This is a genomic window from Promicromonospora thailandica (genome assembly GCF_024171955.1).
Classification (GTDB): domain Bacteria; phylum Actinomycetota; class Actinomycetes; order Actinomycetales; family Cellulomonadaceae; genus Promicromonospora; species Promicromonospora thailandica.
Map to the genome: position 1 here is coordinate 154,545 of NZ_JAMTCS010000001.1, position 16,476 is coordinate 171,020.

Below are 16,476 nucleotides of genomic sequence, written 5' to 3' on the forward strand. Positions count from 1 at the left end.
CGCGCTCCGCGCCGCCGGCATCCGCCGGGCGGCGCGTTCGTGCTGCCCGGATTCCTCTCAGCCGACGAATCCTGGAGCACGCACCATGTCGCGCAACCGTTCCGTACGCACGCCCGTCTCCCGGCCGGCCTCTCCGCCCGGCCGCGCCACCGCCGGCGCCCACGAGCTGGGCCAGAACCTGCTGGTCGACCGCGAGGTCGTCGACCGTGTGGTCGACCTCGTCCCGGACGCCGACCGTCCGCTCGTCGAGTGGGCCGCCGGCCGCGGCGCGCTGACCCTGCCGCTGGCCCGGCTGGGCCGTCCGGTGGAGGCCGTCGAGATCGACCCGCGCTCGACCGCCCGGCTGGCCCGGGTCGTGCCGGCGAACGTCACGGTCACGCGCGCCGACATCCTGCGCCACGCACCGCCGTCCGACCCCTACGACCTGGTGTGCAACGTGCCGTTCCACCTGACCACCCCCGTGCTGCGGCGCCTGTTCACGCTGCCCGACTGGCAGCGTGCCGTGCTCGTCACGCAGTGGGAGGTCGCGCGCAAGCGCGCCGCGGTGGGCGGCGCGACCCTCCTGACCGCGCAGTGGTGGCCGTGGTTCGCGCCCCGGCTGGACCGGCGCGTCCCGGCCGCGGCGTTCCGCCCCCGGCCGAGCGTCGACGCGGGGATCCTCCTGCTCGACCGCCGCGCCGAGCCGCTGCTGCCGGTGGCCCGCCGCCGCGACTACCAGCGCTTCGCCGCCGCGGTGTTCAACGGTCCGGGTCGTGGCCTGCACGAGATCCTCGTGCGGCAGGGGCTGTCCCGGGCCGACGTGCGGCGCTGGGCCCGCGAGCACCGGGTCGCGCCGGGTGCGCTGCCGCGCGACCTGGACGCCCGGGCGTGGGTGGTGGCGTTCACGGTCGCGAGCCGCGGCCGATGACCCCTCCTCGGTGACCCTTCGTGGTGAGCCGTCACGGGATGCCCCGCGGTTCGCCATCGCTCCCGCCGATCCGTGGGGTCGAATAGGGGCCATGTCGTCGAACATCGCCGTCGCCCCGAGCGCACCCACCCGCCCCCGCCGCCGCTGGATCATCGTCGTGGCCACGGTGGTGGGGGTGCTGGTGGTGCTCGGCGTCGTCGCCGAGGTGGTGCTGCGCGGCCTCATCGACGACCGGATCGGTACCGCCGCGCGGGAGCTCCCCGCCGGGGTGACGGTCGCGCGCGACGACACGCCCGCCCTCTGGCAGGTCGCGACGGGTGCGGTCACGCTCCGCGTGCACGTCGCACCCGAGTCCCTGACGGGCATGGCGCAGTCCGCGACGGAGCTGCCCGGGCTGGAGGTCGCCGCCGAGGCCGGCGCGCTCGTGGCCCGGGTGCCGCTGCCCGTGGGCGGCAGCACCCAGACCGTGGACGTGCTGCTCGACGTGTCGGCGGAGGACGGCCGGGCAGTGGTCCGCGCGGACACGGTCCGGTTCGCAGGGCTCAGCCTCCCCGTGTCGGCGGTCGCGGACCAGATCGGCGACCCCCGGCTGAACCAGCTCACCGAGGGCGTCACGTTCCCGGAGGGCGAGAGCCAGGTGGCCATCTCGTCGGCCCGGGCCACCGAGGACGGGCTGGAGCTGGGCGCCGAGGTCGCGCTCTGGTAGTGCTTCGGCTCAGGTCTCAGCTCACGCCTCAGCTGAGGACTCAGCTCAGGACGAGGCTCGCGATCTTCCCGTCGCGCACCACGAACTTGAACGGCCCGGTGCCGTTGAAGCGGTTGCTGGCCACCGTGATCGTGGCGGTGTACGCGCCGGGCTCGGAGCCGGGCTCCGCGGAGACCAGCTCGAACTGGCTCTTCATGCCGATGTTGTCGGTCTCGTTCCAGCTGCGCACGCCGTCGTGGCCGTGGAACTCCCGGCCCCAGTCGTTGAGGTACGCGTCGTCGGTGAACGTGGCGACGAACCGCTCGGTGTCACCCGCGTTCGTGGCGTCGATGAACTCCTGGACGACGGCGGGAAGGTCGGTCTGAGCCATGTCGGGCCTCCATGCGTTCCGATCGGCATCTGCTCGGTCGGCACGACCATAAGCACGCTCGCGCGCGACAGCCAGGGATCGGTGGTCCCTCTCAGGCGGTGGTGCGGAGCTCGTAGAACCGCCAGAGGCACGAACCATCGAGATGATCGATACCTGAGACAGATCTTGTCTCAGGGTCGTGCCCCACGTAACCTGCTGCAGGCGAGCCCCCGGGCCCGCCGAGGACCACGCACCCGCGGGCCACCCGGCCCGCCTCACGCAGGGAGGACGTCTTGAGCACCGTGCGCTCCGCACTCCCCACCGCCGTCGGCCCCGACGCCGCCGTGCGCCGGACGTGCGTGTCGGACCACGACCCCCGAGGCTGTCTGTAGAGCGTCCGCGCGCCCTCACCCCCGGCCCCCGAGCCGAGGTCCGGCGGCGCGCGTGCCGCTCCAGCCCCTCGCACCCCGCTCCAGACGCTCCGCGCCGGTACCGGTTCGCCCGTGCACGAGCCCGGCGCCGACGTCGTACGACCAAGCCCCACCCGCCACACAGCGAAGGAAGAACAATGGCCCGCATCTACGACGACGCGACCAAGCTCATCGGTTCCACACCCCTCGTCAAGCTCAACCGGCTGACCGAGGGCCTCGAGGCGACGGTGCTCGCCAAGCTCGAGTTCTACAACCCGGCGAACTCCGTCAAGGACCGCATCGGCGTCTCGATCATCGACGCGGCCGAGGCGTCCGGCGAGCTCAAGGAGGGTGGCACGATCGTCGAGGGCACCTCCGGCAACACGGGTATCGCCCTGGCCTGGGTGGGCGCCGCCCGCGGCTACAAGGTCGTCCTGGCGATGCCCGAGACCATGTCCAAGGAGCGCCGCGCACTGCTGCGGGCGTACGGCGCGGAGCTGGTGCTCACGCCGGGTTCCGAGGGCATGAAGGGCGCCGTCGCGGCGGCCGAGAAGATCGCCCAGGAGCGTCCGGGCGCCGTCCTGGCCCGGCAGTTCGCCAACGAGGCCAACCCGAAGATCCACCGCGAGACCACCGCGGAGGAGATCTGGGCCGACACCGACGGCGCCGTGGACATCGTCGTGTCCGGCATCGGCACCGGCGGCACCATCACCGGCGTGGGCCAGGTGCTCAAGGAGCGCAAGCCCGAGGTCAAGGTCGTGGCCGTCGAGCCCGAGGAGTCGCCCATCCTGAACGGCGGCGCGCCCGGCCCGCACAAGATCCAGGGCATCGGCGCGAACTTCGTGCCGGAGATCCTGGACACCACGGTGTACGACGAGGTCATCGACGTGAACGTCGGCACCGCCATCGAGTTCGCGCGGCGCGCGGCCCAGGAGGAGGGCCTGCTCGTCGGCATCTCGTCGGGCGCCGCGCTGTCCGCCGCGCTCGAGGTCGCCAAGCGCCCGGAGAACGCCGGCAAGACGATCGTCGTGATCGTCCCGGACTTCGGCGAGCGCTACCTGTCCACCCCGCTGTTCGAGGGCCTGGTCGACTGATGGCGGGGGTGCGCGCGCTGTTCCGGGTTCTCGCCGAGGACCTGGACGCCGCGCGCGCCCACGACCCCGCCGCGCGGTCCCGGCTGGAGGTGGCCCTCGCCTATCCCGGGGTGCACGCCGTCTGGGCGCACCGCGCGGCGCACCGGCTGTGGCGCAACCCGGCGCTGCGGCTCCCCGCGCGGCTGCTCTCGCAGCTCGCGCGCGCGACCACGGGCATCGAGATCCACCCCGGCGCCCGGCTGGGCCGCCGGCTGTTCATCGACCACGGCATGGGCGTCGTGATCGGTGAGACCACGGTGGTGGGCGACGACGTGATGCTCTACCACGGCGTCACGCTCGGCGGCCGGTCGCTGAACCGCGGCAAGCGGCACCCCACGCTGGGCGACCGCGTGACCGTCGGCGCGGGCGCCAAGGTGCTCGGGCCGGTGTGGGTCGGGGACGACGCGCAGGTCGGCGCCAACGCCGTGGTGGTCAAGGACGTGCCCGCGGGCGCCGTCGCCGTCGGCATCCCGGCGCGCGTCCGGGTGCCGCACGCGCCCGTCGCGGAGCGGTCCCGCACGGAGGACCCGTCGGAGCTCATCGAGTACATCATCTGACGCCGCGGGTTGATCTCGTCCGCCGATCGCGGCGAGTACTTGTTCTAGTTCGAGTAGAGCAAGTAGAGTTAGGGCCATGATGTTCCGGATCGACCCCAGCAGCGACGAGCCGCTCTTCGAGCAGCTCGTCGCCCAGGTGCGCGTGGGCGTCGCCAAGGGGAACCTGGCGCACGGCGAACGCCTGCCGGCGGCGCGCGAGCTGGCCGAGGCGCTCGACGTCAACGTCCACACCGTCCTGAAGGCCTACCAGGTGCTGCGGGACGAAGGCCTGGTCGACCTGCGCCGGGGGCGGGGGGCCGTCGTGACGGGTCGCGCCCAGGCCGACCTCTCGGCCGTCGAGCGGGCGATGGCCGACCTGATCCGCGCCGCCCGGGCGGCGCACCTCTCCCCCGATGCCACAGCGACCCTCGTCAAGGAGGCGATGAGATGACCACGGGAATCCTGCTGCACCGGCGGTTCGGGCACAGCCGCGCGGGGCAGATCGCGATCAGCGCGCTCTGCGGCCTGTCACTGCTCGGCGTGGCCGCCGGCCTGGCCCTCTCCTGGCGCGACAGCCTGCCCGACCCGGTCGCGACGCACTGGCCGGGTGACGGCGGGCCGGACGGGTTCATGTCGCTCGGCGCCTTCGTCACGGTGCTCCTGGTCACGGGAGCGATCCTCGTGGCCCTGTTCTCCGCGATCGGTTTCTTCGGCGGCCGGTCCGCGGGCGCCCGCCGGCTCTCGGTGGGCCTGAACGTGTGGATCGGCGGTTTCCTGGGGGCGGTCCTCGCGGGCAGCCTGTGGGTCCAGCGCGGGCTCGCGGACGCGTCCGGGGCGGTGACGCCGGGCTGGGTGCTGCTCGGCGCCGTCCTCGGCCCCGGCGTGCTCGCCCTGGTCGCCGTGATGCTCGTGCCGGCCGATCCGCGTGCGCCCGCGTCGGGCCCGCTCGCGCCTGGTGTGGAGCGGGCGGACCTGGCGTCCGGGGAGCGGGCGGCCTGGATCGGCCGGGCGACCATCGCCCGCCCGGCGGTGGCGATCCTGGCGGCCGTGGTGCTGGCGACCGCCGCGGCGGCGGTCCTGAGCCGGACCTGGGTGCTGCTCGCGGTTCCGGCGCTGGTCGTGCTGCTCGCGCTGGCGATCTCCGCGGTCACCGTGCGGGTCGACCGGGACGGGCTCACGGTGCGGTCGGCGCTCGGCTGGCCGCGTACTCGGATCCCGGCGGACGAGGTGGTGCGGGCGACGGTGACCGCGGTGGACCCGCTGCGTCACTTCGGCGGCTGGGGGTGGCGCATGTCGTTGGACGGGTCGGGCCGCACGGGCATGGTGCTGCGCCGGGGCGAGGGCCTGGCGGTGGAACGGACCGCGGGCCGGGGGTTCGTCGTCACGGTGGACGGCGCCAAGGACGCGGCGGCCCTCCTGAACACGATGGCGGAGCGGGCGCGGACGCCGTCCGGGTCGTGAACGGGACCGGCGTCACCGCAGGCGGTCCGCGTGGCGTTCGGCGAGCGGCCGGGGCGCGGTGGCGAGCCAGGCGTCGACCAGGGCCTCGCGGAGGGCCGGCTCCGGGACGCGGTCGAGCTGGAGGAGCAGCGCCGGGTAGCCGTCGAAGTGGGTGATGGTGAAGAAGCCCGGCCTGCCTTCGGCCAGGATCGCGTCCTTCTCCTCGAGGTCCTCGACCCGCACCCCGAGGATCGGCCCCTCGGGGACGGGGTCGTCGCCGAACCGCTTGAGGTCGGCCTTGGTGAACGGGCGCTCCCACGCGAAGGCCTTGCGCCCGACCGACCAGGAGCGGTTGCCGTGGCTCAGTCCCTCGGCCGTGTCGGGCAGCGCGAGGGCGAGCCGGGCGGCGTCGTCGATGGTGGCCACGTGCCCACCGTAACCAGGGGTGCGCGGGACCGGTAGGGTGTGCGCAATACCTGGGACGCGCCGTCCCGGGTAAGCCGTCCCCCACGACGAGGTGAACCCATGCGCATCGGATTCCAGACCGGTTACTGGTCCCGCAGGCCCCCGAAGGGCATCCAGCAGTTCATCCTGGCCGCCGACAAGCTCGGCCTCGACTCGGTCTGGACCGCGGAGGCCTACGGCTCCGACGCCTTCTCGCCGCTCGCCTGGTGGGGTGCGCGTACCCGGAACGTCCGGCTCGGCACGGGGATCGCCCAGCTCTCCGCCCGCACGCCGACGGCGACCGCCATGCAGGCCCTGACCATGGACCACCTGTCGAAGGGGCGGTTCGTGCTCGGGCTCGGCGCCTCGGGGCCGCAGGTCGTCGAGGGCTGGTACGGGCAGCCGTACAAGCGCCCGCTGGCCCGCACCCGCGAGTACGTGGACATCGTGCGGCAGGTGATGCGACGCGAGGCGCCCGTGACCCACGACGGCTCGTTCTACCAGCTGCCCCTGTCCGCCGAGGCGCCGGGGGCCACCGGGCTGGGCAAGGCCCTCAAGCCGACGGTGCACCCGTACCGGCCGGAGATCCCGATCGTGCTGGCCGCGCAGGGTCCCAAGAACGTGGCCCTGGCCGCCGAGATCGCCGACGGCTGGATGGCCGGCTTCTACGCGCCGCGCATGGACGGCGAGTTCCGGGCGCTGCTCTCCCAGGGCTTCGACGCCCGGTCGGCGGAGCGGTCGCCGTCCGACGGGTTCGAGGTGTGCGCCACGGTCCCCGTCGTGGTGCGGGACGACGTCGAGGCGGCCGCCGACGTCATCCGCCCCTACGTCGCGCTGTACGCGGGCGGGATGGGGGCCAAGGAGGCCAACTTCCACAAGCAGTCGCTCGACCGGCTCGGGTACGCGGAACCGCTCGACAAGGTGCAGGAGCTGTACCTCGCGGGCCGCAAGGACGAGGCCGCCGCGGCCGTGCCGACGCAGCTCGTCGAGGAGATCGCGCTGGTCGGCCCGATCGACAAGATCCGCCGCGAGCTGCCCACCTGGGAGAGCACCGCGATCACGACGATGCTGGTGCAGGGCGACCCGTCGTCGATGCTCGCGCTGCTGGCCGCGACCCAGGACGCCTCCCTGGCCGGCCGCACCCGCGCCACGGCCGGCACCCTGCTGGCCCGGCTCGCCCCCACAAAGCCCTGACCGCTGAGTGCTGGACATTCGCCCTCTGCCGCGTGCCGGAGGGGCGAATGTCCAGCACTCAGCGGGGCGGATCGTCGTCCGGGAACCACACCGCACGGCGGAGGTCGACGCGCTGCCCGTCCCGGGTCAGCGGGCAACCCTCCGCCCGCAGCGCGTCGAGGGCCTCGGTCAGGTGGTGCCGTGGCGGGGAGCCCGCGGCGTTGACGACGCGCCACCAGGGCACCTCGCCGGCGTCGTCCGGCAGCAGGTGCGCGTACCGGGTGCCGGAACCCGCCATGACGCTGCCGACCTGCCGCGGGCCGCCGCGGCCGAGCTGCTCGCCGACGATCTCCGCGACGAGCCCGTACGTCGTCGCGCGGCCGGAGGGGACGCGCAGCACGACGTCGAGCACCGCGGCCGCGTACTCGTCGGGGCCGTCGCCCGGGCTCTCTGCAGCAGTCACGGCTCGATGCTAGACGGAGCCTCTGACGGTGCTCCCGAGACCGATATCCGCTTGCCCCGCGGTGCGAGGATCGGACCATGGCACTTCCCCGGACCGCCCTGCCCGCGGGGTACCGCTGGCGCACGCTGACCTCCGCCGACCGGCGGCTCGCCACCGAGCTGGACGCCTGGGCGTTCCCCTCCGCGCACTCGCCCGACGACCTCGACTCCACGCCGTCCCCGCTGACCTGGGAGCGCACCGTCGGTGTCGAGGCCGACGGCGCCGACGACCTCGTCGCGTTCCACGCGTCCTACCCGTTCGCGCGCTTCCCCGTCCCGGGCGCCGAGCTGCCGACGGCGGGCCTGACCTGGGTGGGCGTGCACCCCCAGCACCGGCGTCGCGGGCTGCTCTCGGCGATGATCGACCTGCACCTGGCGCGCTGCGTCGAACGCGGAGAGCCGCTCAGCGCCCTGTTCGCCGCCGAGGCCGCGATCTACGGCCGCTTCGGCTACGGCCACGCCGCCAACGACCTGCGCCTCGACGTCCCGCGCGGCGCCGCCCTGCGCGACGTGCCCGGCGCGGAGCAGCACACCGTCCGCGTCGAGGTGGCCTCCCGCGAGCGCCACGGCGAGATCGTCGACCGGCTGCACCGCGCGGCGGGGGCGGCGCCCGCGGGCGTGCCCGGCCTCAACCGGCCCGGCTGGGTCACCCGGGAGACCGAGGAGCTGCAGGCCGTGCTCTGGCACGACGCGCCGCTGCACCGCGGCGGTCGTGAGGCGCGGCGCATCATGATCGTCGAGCTCGACGGCGAGCCGCGCGGCTACGTGACGTTCCGCCGGAGCCTGGCCTGGGAGCCCACCGGTCCCCGCGGCCAGGTCAGCACCGGCGAGGTCGTGGCGCTGGACGCCGCCGCGGCGCGGGCGCTGTGGGGTGCGCTGCTCGACCTGGACCTGACGAACGAGGTCAGCCCGTTCGTGCTGCCGGTCGACGACGTGATCACGCAGCTCCTCGTGAACCTGCGCGCGGCGGCGCCCCGTACGCCGGACAACCTGTGGGTCCGTCTGGTGGACGTGGCCGCCGCCCTGGCCGGACGCCGGTACGCCGCCGACGTCGACGTCACGCTCGCGGTGACCGACTCCCGGCTGCCGGCGAACGCCGGCGTGTACCACCTGCGGGCCGAGGCGTTCGGCCCGGCCACGGTGGACCGCCTCGACGGGTCGGACCGCCTCGACGGGCAGACGACGGCGGACCTGTCGCTCGACGTGCGAGAGCTCGGGGCGGCCTACCTCGGGGGCACGTCGCTGGCGACGCTGGCGGCGGCGGGCCTGGTCACGGTGCACCGCCCCGAGGCGCTCCCCCGGGCGAGCGCGGCGTTCGGCTGGCCGGTGGCACCGGGCGCCTCCTGGGTGTTCTGACCGCGCCGGTCGTTCTCGGACGCCACGCCCACGCGGGTCAGGGCTGGCAGGTGGGGCACCAGAAGAGGTTGCGGCCCGCGAGCTCCTTGACCAGCACCGGCGTACCGCAGACCCGGCAGGGCAGGCCGTCGCGGTGGTAGACGTAGAACGCCTGGTCGGAGGGGACGGACCCGGGGGTGCCGTCCGTGTTCTGCCGGGTGCGGCCCGGCGCCGGGGCACCGTCCGGCGAGACCGGGGTCCGGTGCTCCGGGCGGGTGGTGACGATGGCGCCGTGGTCGGCGCCGTCGCGCATCAGGACCACGAGGTCGTCCCAGATCTCGCGGACCGTGGCCGCGGGGACGTCCCGGCCGGGCCGCAGCGGGTCCACGCCGGCCCGGAACAGCACCTCGGCGCGGTAGATGTTGCCCACGCCGGCGACGACGGCCTGGTCCATGAGCTGCTGGCCGATCGTCACGCGGGACCGGCCGACAGCCGCGACGAACGCCGCGGGGTCGCCGTCGTCCCGGATGGGGTCGGGGCCGAGGCGCGCCTCGACCGCCCGCTTCTCCTCCGGCGTGACGACCTCGCAGGCCGTGGGACCGGTGAGGTCGGCGACGGCGTGGTCGCCGAGCAGTCGCACGCGCACCTGCCCGCGCGGCGCCGGCACCTCCCACGTGTCGGACGCTGAGGTCACCCGGGCGACCTGAGGGCCTGGCACGGACGGGATCGAGTCGCGTTCGCCGATGCGGCGGCGCGGGGCGCCGATCGCGTGCGCCACCTCGGGCGCGTCGGGCGCGCCTGCGAAGGTCCACGCGCCGTACAGGCCGAGGTGCGTGCGCAGCCAGAGGGTGTCGGGCCCCGCGGCGGACGGGCCGGCGGCGGAACGGTCGGCGCCGGCGAAGCCGAGGAAGAGCTGCTTGCCCCAGGCCTCGCTCGCCACGAGACGCCGGCCGTCGAGCACCGCGGCGCCGTCGGCGAACCGCCCCTGCGGGCTGCTGACCCGCAGGACCTGGCCGTCGAACAGCGTGGCGAACGTCCGCGCGAGCCGGTGGACGGTATGTCCCTCAGGCACGCTTCGACTCGTAGTCGGCGAGCTGGTCGATGCGGCGCTGGTGCCGCGGGTCGCCGCTGAACGGCTCGGCCACGAAGGCCTCGACGAACGACGTCGCCTCCTCCAGCGTGTGCATGCGGCCGCCGACGGCGATCACGTTCGCGTCGTTGTGCTGGCGGCCCAGCTTCGCCGTCTGGATGGACCACGCGAGGACGGCGCGGACCCCGGTGACCTTGTTCGCGGCGATCTGCTCGCCGTTGCCCGAGCCACCGATCACGATGCCGAGCGAACCCGGCTCGGCGACGACGGCCTCGCCCGCCGCGATGCAGAACGCGGGGTAGTCGTCCTGGGGGTCGAGCTCGTGGGCCCCGTGGTCGACGACGTCGTGCCCGGCGGCGGTGAGGAACTCCGCCAGGTGCTGCTTGAGGTCGTACCCGGCGTGGTCGGCGGCGATGTGCAGGCGCATGGGAACATCTTCCCCCATCCCGGGAGCGCGTGTTGCGTACCCTGGCGCCATGACCACCGACGCCACAGGCCTCACGTCGGGCATCGACCTCGACGCGCTCGACCCCGCCACCCGCCCGCAGGACGACCTGTACCGCCACGTCAACGGGCAGTGGATCGACTCCCACGAGATCCCGGCCGACCGGGCCATGGACGGCGCCTTCCGCGCCCTGTACGACCAGGCGGAGGTGCACGTCCGGGAGATCATCCAGGACGCGCCCGCCGGTTCCCTCATCGGTGACCTGTACGCGAGCTTCATGGACACCGCCCGCATCGCGGAGCTCGGCACCACCCCCCTGGACGAGGACCTCGCCCCGATCCGGGAGGCCGCCGACACCGCCGCCCTGACGCGGGTGCTCGGCGCGCTGCAGCGTACCGGCGGCGCCGCCGGCGTGCGCTTCTGGGTCGACAACGACGCCACCGACCCCGAGAAGTACGTCGTCTACCTGCGGCAGTCCGGCCTCGGTCTGCCCGACGAGGCGTACTACCGCGAGGAGCAGTACGCCCCCATCCGGGCGAAGTACCTGCCGCACGTGGCCCGCATGCTGCGGCTCGGCGGCGTCGAGGAGACCTTCGGGATCCCCGCTGACGACGCCGCGGCGCGCGTCGTCGAGCTGGAGACCCGGCTCGCCGGCCACCACTGGGACGTCGTGCGCGACCGCGACGCGACCCTCACGTACAACCCGACCACGCTGGCGGACCTCGCGGCATCGGCGCCCGGCTTCGACTGGGCCGCCTGGGCCGACGCGCTCGGGGTGCCCGCCGGGGCGTTCGACCAGCTCGTGGTGCGCGAGCCGAGCTTCGCGGAAGGCTTCGCCACGCTGTGGCAGGAGCTGCCGGCGCAGGACTGGCAGCTCTGGATGGCGTACCACGTCGTCAGCGCCCGGGCCCCGTACCTCACCGACGAGCTCGTCGAGGCCAACTTCGACTTCTACGGCCGCACGCTCACCGGCGCCCAGGAGGTGCGCGAGCGGTGGAAGCGCGGCGTGGCGCTGGTCGAGGGCGCGCTCGGTGAGGTGGTCGGCGAGGAGTACGTGGCGCGGCACTTCCCGCCGTCGCACAAGGCGCGCATGGACAAGCTGGTCGAGGCCCTGGTGGCCGCCTACCGCGAGTCCATCGAGGGCCTCGACTGGATGACGGACGAGACCAAGGCCAAGGCCCTGACCAAGCTCGAGAAGTTCACCCCCAAGGTCGGGTATCCCGTGAAGTGGCGCGACTACTCCGGGTTCGAGGTGGACGCAGCCGACCTCGTGGGCAACGTGCGCCGCTCCAACGCGTTCGACCAGGACTACGAGCTCGCGAAGATCGGCCGCCCGCTGGACCGCGACGAGTGGTTCATGACGCCGCAGACGGTCAACGCCTACTACAACCCGGGCATGAACGAGATCGTCTTCCCCGCCGCGATCCTGCAGCCGCCGTTCTTCGACCCCGAGGCCGACGACGCCGTCAACTTCGGCGGCATCGGCGGCGTCATCGGGCACGAGATCGGCCACGGGTTCGACGACCAGGGCTCGAAGTACGACGGCGACGGCCGCCTCGAGGACTGGTGGACCGACACCGACCGTGCCGAGTTCGAGAAGCGCACGAGCGCGCTGATCGCCCAGTACGACGAGTTCCGCCCGGCGCAGCTCGCGGCGTCGTCCGAGGCGGAGGCCGCCGACGCGCACGTCAACGGCAGCCTCACGATCGGCGAGAACATCGGTGACCTGGGCGGCCTGTCGATCGCGATCAAGGCCTACCGGATCGCGCTCGGCAAGCCGCTGGAGGAGGCCCCCGTCGTGGACGGGCTGACCGCCCTGGAGCGGATCTTCCTCGGCTGGGCCCAGGTGTGGCAGTCGAAGGGCCGCGACGAGGAGGTGCTGCGCCGCCTCGCGACGGACCCGCACTCCCCCAACGAGTTCCGCTGCAACGGCGTGGTGCGCAACGTGGACGAGTTCTACACGACGTACGGCGTCGCACCGGGCGACGCCCTCTACCTCCCCCCGGAGTCCCGCGTCCACATCTGGTAACCCCACGCACCCTCGCCGAAGTAGAACCAGGGCGAAGTAGAACTGCAGCGAAGTAGAACTGCAGCGAGCTGGACGGAACCACCCACCGACCCGCGTCATGACGGCTCAAGGGTCGGAGCTCCACCACAGGCACGCCCGTCCACAGGCGGCGGCCGACCGGCACACGGTCGGCCGCCGCTTCGTCGCATCATCAGCAGGTGACAACGCCCCACGCGCTCGCTCTGCGCCGGATCGCGGTGCAGATCCAGTCGCTCACCAACGGCGAGGCTCCGCACGCTCGCTTCTACTCCGCCGACAACGAACCGCCGAGGATCCCTCCGGCCGTGCGGTACGACCGGTCGACCAGACCGATGGTCGCCGACGCCGTGGCGGCGGAGCGGGTGCTGCGCGTCCGCCGAGGTGTCTACGTGGAGCCGTCACCGATGGACCGGCCGTTCGACGCCGAGTTCCTGGCGCAGGTCAGGGGCGTGGTCGAGGCGCTCAGCACCGAGTACTGGGTCAGTCACACGGCGGCGGCCCGGCTGCACGGCCTGTGGACGTTCCGGGACCCCGGAAAGGTCCACGTCACCCAGGAGCGCAACCCCTGCGTCAAGGAGGAGGGCCGGCTGGAACGTCATTGGACCCGGGCCCTGCCGGCCCGTGACAAGACGGTGCTCGGCGACGTGCCCGTCACCACCCTCGAGCGCACCATCGTGGACGTCGCGTGCAGTGCTCCGCTCCCGTGCGCGGTCGTCACGGCGACGTCGGGGTTTCGAGCGGGCGCCGTGCCCGCGGTCGTCGAGCGCATTCTCGACGAGCGCGCCGGTGGACGCGGCGTCGTGCAGGCCCGGAGGGTGATGGAGCTGTGTGACCCGGACTGCGCTGCGCCCGGTGAGGCGCTGGTGCGTCTCGCGGCGATCGAGGGCGCGTTGCCGCTTCCCCAGGTGCAGGTGCCGGTCGCCATCCCGACCGGGACGGCATGGCTCGACGTCGGATGGCCGGTGATCAAGGCAGGACTGGAGTTCGACGGCGCGGTGAAGTTCTCCGGCGCCTTCGGGAACCCGGCCGCTGCCCGCGATCACCAGGCCGTGCGCGCAGCCGGCCTGGAGCAGGCGGGGTGGTCGGTGGAGAGCGTCGTCTGGGCCGAGAGCCTGGACTTCCAGGCGCTCCAGGAGCAGGTTCAGGGCTTCTACCGGCGGGCCGTGGCTCGCTCGGCCCGGGCCGAGACCCGCAGGCGAGGTGTCGTGGTGTCCGCTGGAACCTGACGCCCGCGGCAGACGAAAGGCCCCGCCGACCACACGGTCGGCGGGGCCTTCTTCTGGTCTGCAGTTCTATCTCGCTGCAGTTCTACTTCGCTGCAGTTCTACTTCGCTGCAGTTCTACTTCGGCGGGGGTCAGGCGTCTGTGGACTGGGCCCTCAGGGCGCGGTCCGTGCCCGCCAGGGCCTCGACCACCAGGCGGCGCAGGGCCGGGGCGGCGTCCGCGTTCGTGTCCAGCCACGTCCTCGTCGCGTCCCGGAGCTCCGCCGACGCCAGCGGCGCCGGGTAGAAGCCCTCGATGATCTCCTCGGCGATGTGGTAGCTGCGCTCGTTCCACACCTTGAGCACGGCGTCCAGGTACGGCTGCACGACGTCGGCCAGCGGGGTCGGGTCGTTGACGTGCAGGAACCCGAGCCCCGTGTTCCGGATGATCGCGTTCGGCACGTCGGAGCTGTCCACCACCGAGGACAGGGCGGCGAGCTTGCCCTCGACCGTCGGCTTCGCGGCGCGGGCCCGGGCGGCCGACTGCCGGCCCGTCGCGGTGTCGTCCGCGGCCAGCGTCGCGTCGATCTCCTCGTCGCCCGCCGCCCCGTTGAGCACCAGGCCCTCCAGGAGCTCCCAGCGCAGGTCGGTGTCGATCTCCAGGCCGTCGAGCGCGACCGACCCGTCCAGCAGCCCGGACAGCGTCGCCACGTGCGCCGGCGTCGAGGCCACGTGCGCGAAGAACTTCACGAGCTGGAACTGCGTGTCCGAGCCGGGCTCCGCGTCGCCCACGAGCGACCAGAGCGTGTCGCCCACGCCTCCGAGCGTCTCCGCGCGGGCCGCCGGCGCCACGTACTGCTTCGCGGCCAGCACGAGCTGGTTGAGCGTGGTGCGCAGCGTGGTCGACTCGGTCTCCCGGGCCACGGCGCCGAGCACGAGCCGCACGTAGTCGGACGCGGGGACCTCGCCGTCGCGCACCGCGTCCCAGACCGAACCCCACACGAGGGAGCGGGCCAGCGGGTCGGCGATGTCGGCCAGGTGCTCCAGCGCGACCCGCAGCGAGTCGGGGTCGAGGCGGATCTTCGCGTACGCGAGGTCCTGGTCGTTGAGCAGGACCAGCGCCGGCCGGTCGAGCTCCACCAGCTCCGGCACCTCGGTGCGCGCCCCGTCGACGTCCACCTCGACGAAGCGCGTCCGCACCAGCTCGCCGCCGTCCGACAGGCTGTAGAAGCCGATGCCGAGGCGGTGCGGGCGCAGCGTGGGCCACTCGGCGGGCGCCGTCTGCTCGACGACGAACGACATGATGCGGCCGTGGCTGTCCGTCTCGACCACGGGGCGCAGGGTGTTCACGCCCGCCGTCTCGAGCCAGAGCCCCGACCACGCCTTGAGGTCGCGGCCGCTCGTGGCCTCGAGCTCGGTCAGCAGGTCGGGCAGCTCGGTGTTGCCCCACGCGTGCTTGGCGAAGTACGCGGAGACGCCGGAGATGAATGCCTCCCGCCCCACCCACGCCACGAGCTGCTTGAGCACCGAGGCGCCCTTCGCGTACGTGATGCCGTCGAAGTTGACCTGGACGTCCTCGAGGTCCTTGATCTCCGCGACGATCGGGTGCGTGGAGGGCAGCTGGTCCTGGCGGTAGGCCCACGACTTCTCCATCGCGGAGAACGTGGTCCACGCCGCGTCCCACTCCGTGGCCTCGGCCGTGGCGAGCGTCGAGGCGTACTCGGCGAACGACTCGTTGAGCCACAGGTCGTTCCACCACTTCATGGTGACCAGGTCGCCGAACCACATGTGCGCCAGCTCGTGCAGGATCGTCACGACGCGGCGCTCGCGCACGGCGTCGGTCACCTTGGAGCGGAACACGTACGACTCCGTGAACGTCACGCAGCCCGCGTTCTCCATGGCGCCCATGTTGTACTCGGGCACGAAGAGCTGGTCGTACTTGGTGAACGGGTACGGCACGCCGAACGTGGACTCGTAGAACTCGAAGCCCTGGCGGGTCTTCTCGAAGATGTAGTCGGCGTCGAAGTGCTCCGACAGCGACCGGCGGCAGAACGCGCCGAGCGGGATCTCGCGGCCGTCCGACGACGTGAGCGACGACCGCACCACCGCGTACGGGCCGGCCACGAGCGCCGTGATGTACGTCGAGATGCGGCCGGTGGGCTCGAAGGTCCAGGTCGCGGCCTCCACGGCGCTGTCGGTGGCGTGCTGCGCGACGGTCGGCTCCGGCGTCGGCTCGTTGCTCACGACTTCCCACGCGGCGGGCGCCGTGACCGTGAGCTGGAACGTGGCCTTGAGGTCCGGCTGCTCGAAGCACGCGAACACCCGGCGCGCGTCCGGCACCTCGAACTGGGTGTAGAGGTAGACCTCGCCGTCCACCGGGTCGACGAAGCGGTGCAGGCCCTCGCCCGTGTTCGTGTAGCCGCAGTCGGCCACCACCACGAGCTCGTTGTCGGCCTCCAGCCCGTCCAGGGCGATGCGGGAGTCGGCGAACACCGCCGCGGGGTCCAGCTCGCGACCGTTCAGCACCACGGACCGCACGGCCGGGGCGACCAGGTCCACGAAGGTGGACGCGCCCTCGGTCGCGGTGAAGCGCACCGTGGTGGCGGACGCGAAGGTCTCGGGACCGGTGGTCAGGTCCAGCGCGATCTCGTACGACTCGACCGCCACGACGCCCGCACGCTCGACCGCCTCGGCGCGGGTCAGGTTCTCTCCGGGCACAGGCCCTCCACGTCTGTCTTCTCGTGGGCGCCGTCGGGCG

The 16,476-nt window shown here is 73.2% G+C and carries 16 protein-coding genes; 10 read left to right on the forward strand and 6 right to left on the reverse strand.

Translation table 11 applies throughout. The features are described from left to right. The first annotated feature begins 85 nt into the window (after window positions 1-85). On the forward strand, window positions 86-907 hold the full coding sequence (gene erm / locus APR03_RS00750; protein ID WP_253831796.1) for a 23S ribosomal RNA methyltransferase Erm: 822 nt from the start codon (window positions 86-88) through the stop codon (window positions 905-907). 91 nt (window positions 908-998) lie between these two features. After that, window positions 999-1,613 carry a hypothetical protein gene (locus APR03_RS00755; protein ID WP_253831798.1) on the forward strand — a complete coding sequence of 205 codons (615 nt, stop codon included), beginning with the start codon at window positions 999-1,001 and terminating at the stop codon, window positions 1,611-1,613. A 40-nt stretch (window positions 1,614-1,653) separates the two neighbouring features. Here APR03_RS00755 and APR03_RS00760 read toward each other — a convergent pair whose 3' ends face one another. Next, complete coding sequence (locus APR03_RS00760; protein ID WP_253831800.1) at window positions 1,654-1,983, reverse strand: nuclear transport factor 2 family protein; 330 nt, start codon at window positions 1,981-1,983, stop codon at window positions 1,654-1,656. 547 nt (window positions 1,984-2,530) lie between these two features. Here APR03_RS00760 and cysK point away from each other — a divergent pair. The 4 genes from cysK (at window position 2,531) to APR03_RS00780 (ending at window position 5,502) form a co-directional block, all read left to right on the forward strand. After that, the gene (cysK, locus tag APR03_RS00765; protein ID WP_253831802.1) at window positions 2,531-3,466 is read left to right on the forward strand and encodes a cysteine synthase A; all 936 of its coding nucleotides are present in this window, start codon (window positions 2,531-2,533) and stop codon (window positions 3,464-3,466) included. Beyond that, window positions 3,466-4,062: a serine O-acetyltransferase EpsC gene (epsC, locus tag APR03_RS00770; RefSeq protein WP_253831805.1), complete on the forward strand. Its 597-nt coding sequence runs from the start codon at window positions 3,466-3,468 to the stop codon at window positions 4,060-4,062. The genes cysK and epsC overlap by 1 nt, the downstream gene beginning before the upstream one ends. A 76-nt stretch (window positions 4,063-4,138) precedes the next feature. Continuing rightward, window positions 4,139-4,492, forward strand: a complete 354-nt coding sequence (locus APR03_RS00775) for a GntR family transcriptional regulator (RefSeq protein WP_253831808.1) — start codon at window positions 4,139-4,141, stop codon at window positions 4,490-4,492. Next, the gene (locus APR03_RS00780; RefSeq protein ID WP_253831810.1) at window positions 4,489-5,502 is read left to right on the forward strand and encodes an SdpI family protein; all 1,014 of its coding nucleotides are present in this window, start codon (window positions 4,489-4,491) and stop codon (window positions 5,500-5,502) included. Before APR03_RS00775 ends, APR03_RS00780 begins: the two co-directional genes overlap by 4 nt. A gap of 12 nt (window positions 5,503-5,514) precedes the next feature. Here the strand turns inward: APR03_RS00780 and APR03_RS00785 are convergent, their stop codons facing one another. Beyond that, window positions 5,515-5,907, reverse strand: coding sequence for an MmcQ/YjbR family DNA-binding protein (locus APR03_RS00785; protein ID WP_253831812.1), 393 nt, complete (start codon window positions 5,905-5,907; stop codon window positions 5,515-5,517). A gap of 99 nt (window positions 5,908-6,006) precedes the next feature. Between APR03_RS00785 and APR03_RS00790 the strand changes: the two genes are divergently transcribed. Then, window positions 6,007-7,119 carry an LLM class F420-dependent oxidoreductase gene (locus APR03_RS00790; RefSeq protein WP_253831814.1) on the forward strand — a complete coding sequence of 371 codons (1,113 nt, stop codon included), beginning with the start codon at window positions 6,007-6,009 and terminating at the stop codon, window positions 7,117-7,119. A 58-nt stretch (window positions 7,120-7,177) separates the two neighbouring features. On the opposite strand, the gene APR03_RS00795 is transcribed toward APR03_RS00790, so the two are convergent. Next, window positions 7,178-7,561, reverse strand: coding sequence for an MGMT family protein (locus APR03_RS00795; RefSeq protein WP_253831816.1), 384 nt, complete (start codon window positions 7,559-7,561; stop codon window positions 7,178-7,180). A 77-nt stretch (window positions 7,562-7,638) separates the two neighbouring features. On the opposite strand from APR03_RS00795, the gene APR03_RS00800 reads away from it, so the two are divergent. Beyond that, window positions 7,639-8,955, forward strand: a complete 1,317-nt coding sequence (locus APR03_RS00800; protein ID WP_253831818.1) for a GNAT family N-acetyltransferase — start codon at window positions 7,639-7,641, stop codon at window positions 8,953-8,955. 37 nt (window positions 8,956-8,992) lie between these two features. On the opposite strand, the gene APR03_RS00805 is transcribed toward APR03_RS00800, so the two are convergent. Both APR03_RS00805 and APR03_RS00810 read right to left on the reverse strand, forming a co-directional pair. After that, complete coding sequence (locus APR03_RS00805; RefSeq protein WP_253831820.1) at window positions 8,993-10,006, reverse strand: Fpg/Nei family DNA glycosylase; 1,014 nt, start codon at window positions 10,004-10,006, stop codon at window positions 8,993-8,995. Continuing rightward, window positions 9,999-10,451: a ribose-5-phosphate isomerase gene (locus APR03_RS00810; protein ID WP_253831822.1), complete on the reverse strand. Its 453-nt coding sequence runs from the start codon at window positions 10,449-10,451 to the stop codon at window positions 9,999-10,001. Before APR03_RS00810 ends, APR03_RS00805 begins: the two co-directional genes overlap by 8 nt. A gap of 49 nt (window positions 10,452-10,500) precedes the next feature. Here APR03_RS00810 and APR03_RS00815 point away from each other — a divergent pair, with 49 nt between their 5' ends. Both APR03_RS00815 and APR03_RS00820 read left to right on the forward strand, forming a co-directional pair. Next, window positions 10,501-12,498: a M13 family metallopeptidase gene (locus APR03_RS00815; protein ID WP_253831824.1), complete on the forward strand. Its 1,998-nt coding sequence runs from the start codon at window positions 10,501-10,503 to the stop codon at window positions 12,496-12,498. Between the two features lie 197 nt (window positions 12,499-12,695). Beyond that, the gene (locus tag APR03_RS00820; RefSeq protein WP_253831826.1) at window positions 12,696-13,742 is read left to right on the forward strand and encodes a type IV toxin-antitoxin system AbiEi family antitoxin domain-containing protein; all 1,047 of its coding nucleotides are present in this window, start codon (window positions 12,696-12,698) and stop codon (window positions 13,740-13,742) included. Window positions 13,743-13,871: 129 nt separating this feature from the next. Here APR03_RS00820 and pepN read toward each other — a convergent pair whose 3' ends face one another. After that, complete coding sequence (pepN, locus tag APR03_RS00825; protein ID WP_253831828.1) at window positions 13,872-16,436, reverse strand: aminopeptidase N; 2,565 nt, start codon at window positions 16,434-16,436, stop codon at window positions 13,872-13,874. Window positions 16,437-16,476 lie beyond the last annotated feature (40 nt).

Bases quoted from the DNA above. Each gene is read 5' to 3' on its own strand.
- APR03_RS00780 (WP_253831810.1), top strand. From the start codon at position 4,489: ATGACCACGGGAATCCTGCTGCACCGGCGGTTCGGGCACAGCCGCGCG.
- cysK (WP_253831802.1), top strand. From the start codon at position 2,531: ATGGCCCGCATCTACGACGACGCGACCAAGCTCATCGGTTCCACACCC.
- epsC (WP_253831805.1), top strand. From the start codon at position 3,466: ATGGCGGGGGTGCGCGCGCTGTTCCGGGTTCTCGCCGAGGACCTGGAC.
- erm (WP_253831796.1), top strand. From the start codon at position 86: ATGTCGCGCAACCGTTCCGTACGCACGCCCGTCTCCCGGCCGGCCTCT.
- APR03_RS00815 (WP_253831824.1), top strand. From the start codon at position 10,501: ATGACCACCGACGCCACAGGCCTCACGTCGGGCATCGACCTCGACGCG.
- APR03_RS00775 (WP_253831808.1), top strand. From the start codon at position 4,139: ATGATGTTCCGGATCGACCCCAGCAGCGACGAGCCGCTCTTCGAGCAG.
- APR03_RS00790 (WP_253831814.1), top strand. From the start codon at position 6,007: ATGCGCATCGGATTCCAGACCGGTTACTGGTCCCGCAGGCCCCCGAAG.
- APR03_RS00760 (WP_253831800.1), bottom strand. From the start codon at position 1,983: ATGGCTCAGACCGACCTTCCCGCCGTCGTCCAGGAGTTCATCGACGCC.
- APR03_RS00755 (WP_253831798.1), top strand. From the start codon at position 999: ATGTCGTCGAACATCGCCGTCGCCCCGAGCGCACCCACCCGCCCCCGC.
- APR03_RS00800 (WP_253831818.1), top strand. From the start codon at position 7,639: ATGGCACTTCCCCGGACCGCCCTGCCCGCGGGGTACCGCTGGCGCACG.
- APR03_RS00810 (WP_253831822.1), bottom strand. From the start codon at position 10,451: ATGCGCCTGCACATCGCCGCCGACCACGCCGGGTACGACCTCAAGCAG.